Annotated in this window: 4 protein-coding genes; all 4 read left to right on the top strand. The window is 36.8% G+C overall.

Going from position 1 to position 3,553, the window contains the following annotated elements:
• Positions 1–222 precede the first annotated feature (222 nt).
• Entirely contained in the window at positions 223–459 is a 237-nt protein-coding gene (locus tag A5875_RS02915) for a hypothetical protein (protein WP_088932212.1), read from the top strand.
• 11 nt (positions 460–470) lie between these two features.
• Positions 471–1,370, top strand: a complete 900-nt coding sequence (locus A5875_RS02920; RefSeq protein WP_088932213.1) for an ABC transporter ATP-binding protein — start codon at positions 471–473, stop codon at positions 1,368–1,370.
• Positions 1,363–2,622 (top strand): ABC transporter permease, encoded by a 1,260-nt coding sequence (locus A5875_RS02925; protein WP_088932214.1) that lies wholly within the window; start codon positions 1,363–1,365, stop codon positions 2,620–2,622. Before A5875_RS02920 ends, A5875_RS02925 begins: the two co-directional genes overlap by 8 nt.
• A 72-nt stretch (positions 2,623–2,694) precedes the next feature.
• Positions 2,695–3,510: an aldo/keto reductase gene (locus A5875_RS02930; protein ID WP_088932215.1), complete on the top strand. Its 816-nt coding sequence runs from the start codon at positions 2,695–2,697 to the stop codon at positions 3,508–3,510.
• Positions 3,511–3,553: the final 43 nt, after the last annotated feature.

The following is a 3,553-nucleotide window of genomic DNA, read 5'->3' on the forward strand; positions in this document are numbered from 1 at the left end:
AATAGATATGTTCTGAAAATCAATGATCATGCACTTAGTTTCTGTCTCTTATACACATCTAGATGTGTATAAGAGACAGTGTTGGCCTGCTCAGGTATACTTCTTATTGGAATAAATAGATATGTTCTGAAAATCAATGATCATGCACTTAGTTTTTTACTAGGATTATTTATTTCGTTAACCACTATTTTTGTGATTAACATCTTCAGAAATCGGCGGACGATGAATGATCCGGAGAAATTGAAGCTACACAGGATCACTCATACGGATGAACGGAATATTGAGATTGGTTCGCGAGCAATGTACTTTACTACTTATGTAATGATTTTTGTATTAGTTATTTTAGCTATGATCGGCAGTTTTGTATCGCAGCAGTTAATGTATACAGCAAGCGGCTTAATGAATGTGTTTCTAATCAGCTATCTGATTTTTTATTTTTATTTTAAAAAGAAACTATAAGGAGTGGGGAAATGTTACAAGTAAAAAATTTAAGTAAAAGTTTTGGATCGTACAAAGCACTGGATGATATGAATTTTACGATCGAAGATGGGAAAATTTTAGGGTTGATTGGCCAAAATGGTGCAGGAAAAACAACGACGTTTCGATTGATTTTAGATTTTCTATCAAAAGATTCGGGAACTGTTTTATGGAATGGTCACTCCTTGTCTGGCAAGGATTACAATACGATTGGTTATTTGCCAGAGGAACGGGGACTGTATCCGAAGGTAACAATTGAAAATCAATTATTATTCTTTGCTTCACTGCGAGGCAAGAGCAAACAGGAGATCACACCGAAAATTGACGAATGGATGGAAAAATTCCAAGTCAAAGGTAAGAAAACTGACAAAGTAAAATCTCTTTCAAAAGGGAATCAACAGAAAGTTCAGTTGATCTCCACCTTGATCCATGAACCAAAGCTAGTTATTTTAGACGAACCTTTCAGCGGATTGGATCCGGTTAACGCTGAATTGCTGAAAAATGGCATTATTGAATTGAAGGAAAAGGGATCATGCGTCATATTCTCTAGTCATAATATGGACAACGTTGAAAAAATATGTGATCACTTGATAATGTTAAGAAATGGCGAAACGGTCTTGAATGGTAAAGTTCATGAGATTCGCGAATCTTTTGGCCGAAGCAAGCTGTATTTAGAATCAAAATTAACAAAAGAAGAAATAGAGGCTTTTGCTGGTGTGCATACAGTAATTCAAAAGGAAGATGGCAGTTTTGATATTACCTTAGAAAATCCAGATGCTGGACAAGCTATTTTCGCTGAAGCAACGAAAGATGGCTACATTCCAATGTTTAATCAACAACCACCAACACTAGAAGAGATCTTTAAATGGAAAGCAGGTGCTGTAAATGAGTAAAATGGGGATTATTATTAAGGACGTATATAAAAAGAATGTAAAATCAACGGCTTTTTTGATTATGATTTTGGCACCATTTCTACTCATGGGAATTTTCTATTTGTCACAGCATTTCTTTGGCGATGCAAACGATATTAATAAAATTGGCATCGTAAGTGACCAGCCGGCAGTAGCTGAACAATTGGCTAAAACAAAAAGTAAGGACTATAGCTTCAAGGTAGTTGCAAGTGGTAAAAAGGCTCAGAAGCAGATGGAAGATAAGAAAATCGATGCTTATCTTGATCTGAAGATGAGCGAGGAACAAGTTTCAGGCAAGCTCTATAGCAAAGCGTCTCTAGGAACATCAACTGAAACTCAATTGCAGCAAATTTTGAGTTCAATGCAGGCGAGTATTCGTGCCAGCCAGTTGAATTTAACAACAGCGCAGGTTCAAAAAGTTATGGAGCCGGCAAAATTTGAATCAACAAAAGTGACATTTGAAAATGGGAAAATGCAAAGCGATGACGGAGACTCGGGTACTCAGTTTGTTTTAAGTTTCTTAACAACAATTCTGATGTTTGTATTTATTCTCAGTTATTCATCGATCATTGCCCAAGAGATCGCTTCCGAAAAAGGAACACGAATTATGGAAGTACTGCTTTCTAGTATGAAAGCTAAGACTCATTATTATGGGAAATTATTGGGTGTCTTGTTAGTAGCATTGACACAATTATTGATTTATGGTGTAGCTTTGGTTGTCAGCTATCATCAATTTAAAGATATAGATGTGGTGAAAGACTTAATCAATAACGTATCGATCAAATCTATATTAGGCACTGGTGCAATTACGATTGTTGCCTTTATGCTAGTCGGGCTCTTTTTATATGCGGTACTTTCAGCATTATGCGGATCTTTAGTAAGCAAGCCGGAAGACACGGCAAAAGCTATTCAGCCGGTAACTTATCTGTCGATGATCGGATATATGTTGGGATTGATATTGGGAACTTCCGATCCGACTAATGTAATTATTAAAGTCACTTCCTATATTCCATTTCTGTCTTCTTACAGCATGCCATTGCGGTTAGCTTCTGGTACAGCAGCGATATCTAGTGCATTGCTATCGTTGGGAATATTAGTTTTATTTACGATTTTGTTAACCGTTTTTTCAGCTCAATTATATAAATCGAATGTTTTGGTCTATAGTGAAGGTGGAACTTTGAGTGCTTTGAAACAATCAATCTCTATCATGCAAAATGATCGAAAAAAGAAATAGATAAACTAGTTGACCATTGATCCAAAGTCTCTCACAATAGAGGTGCAACACGAACTTCAAGGAGGAGATTTGATGGACAAAAGTAAAAAGTTAGCAAATGGTATCGAAATGCCTCGGTTAGGTTTAGGTGTTTGGCGAGTGGAAGAAAGCGACGCGACAGATTCTGTTAAATGGGCGATCGAAAACGGCTATCGTTTGATTGATACTGCTGCAGTATACAAAAATGAAAAAGGTGTCGGTGAAGGAATTCGCCAATCTGGAATAAAACGTGAAGATTTATTCGTTACAACAAAACTTTGGAACGCTGATCAAGGTTATGATTCTGCTCATCAAGCTTTCAATGAAAGCTTAGAACGTTTGGGCTTAGATTATGTAGATTTATATTTAATTCATTGGCCAGTTGAAGGAAAGTTCAACGATTCTTGGCGAGCAATGGAAGAAATTTACGAGAGTGGTCGAGCGAAAGCCATCGGTGTATCAAATTTCCATCAGCATCATATTGAAGAATTAATGACAACGGCAAAAATTAAGCCTATGGTTGATCAAGTTGAGTTGCATCCTACTTTGACGCAAGTTGAGTTGCGTGATTACTTGGCTGGAGAAGGTATTGCCGTTGAAGCTTGGTCGCCACTTGGACAAGGCAAGATATTGCAAAATCCAACACTTGTTGAGATTGGGAAAAAACACAACAAGACAGCAGCACAGGTAATTATTCGTTGGCATTTGCAAAGCGATATCATCGTGATTCCAAAATCAGTTCATGAAGAGCGGATAAAAGAAAACTACGACGTGTTTGATTTTGAATTAACTGATGAGGAGATAGGTCAAATCAATGCATTAAATATTGATGAACGTCTCGGGGCCGATCCAGATAATTTTGATTTTTAGCTAATGATATATTCAAATAAAACACATGGAGCAGATACTAATC

It is taken from the genome of Enterococcus sp. 3H8_DIV0648 (assembly GCF_002140655.1).
Taxonomy (GTDB): domain Bacteria; phylum Bacillota; class Bacilli; order Lactobacillales; family Enterococcaceae; genus Enterococcus_A; species Enterococcus_A hulanensis.

Excerpts from the sequence above, each read along its gene's own strand:
- A5875_RS02920 (WP_088932213.1), top strand. The coding sequence starts at position 471 with ATGTTACAAGTAAAAAATTTAAGTAAAAGTTTTGGATCGTACAAAGCA.
- A5875_RS02915 (WP_088932212.1), top strand. The coding sequence starts at position 223 with ATGAATGATCCGGAGAAATTGAAGCTACACAGGATCACTCATACGGAT.
- A5875_RS02925 (WP_088932214.1), top strand. The coding sequence starts at position 1,363 with ATGAGTAAAATGGGGATTATTATTAAGGACGTATATAAAAAGAATGTA.
- A5875_RS02930 (WP_088932215.1), top strand. The coding sequence starts at position 2,695 with ATGGACAAAAGTAAAAAGTTAGCAAATGGTATCGAAATGCCTCGGTTA.